The organism is Methyloparacoccus murrellii (genome assembly GCF_054657115.1).
In genome coordinates this window covers 1-307 of record NZ_BAAHXD010000139.1, presented here as the reverse complement: position 1 = coordinate 307, position 307 = coordinate 1, and the positions used below count along the sequence as shown (strand labels likewise).

Genomic DNA, 307 nt, shown 5'->3' with positions numbered 1-307 from the left:
CATCAACGCCCGGCTGCGCAAGATCATCAAGACCCGCGGCCATTTCCCGAGCGATGCCGCTGCCACCAAGCTGATCTGGCTGGCCTTGCGCAACATCACGGCCGACTGGGGACGGGCCGCCAAGGACTGGAAGGAAGCCATGAACCAGTTCGCCATCCTCTATGCCGAACGCTTTGAAGCGGCCCGCGGATAAAATGACCACCGACTTTCCCACCGCGCCGGGCACCTACGGCCTGAACGGACCTTCGGCAACCGTCACCGTGGAAAAGTCTCCCCACGCCTCACACACAGAATTTCTGACACTCCC

The 307-nt window shown here is 61.9% G+C and carries 1 pseudogene; it reads left to right on the top strand.

Features of this window, described 5'->3' with window-relative positions:
* Positions 1-193 (top strand): annotated as a pseudogene (locus tag ACYQ1H_RS15635) (IS256 family transposase); the annotation flags it as partial.
* Between the last annotated feature and the right edge of the window lie 114 nt (positions 194-307).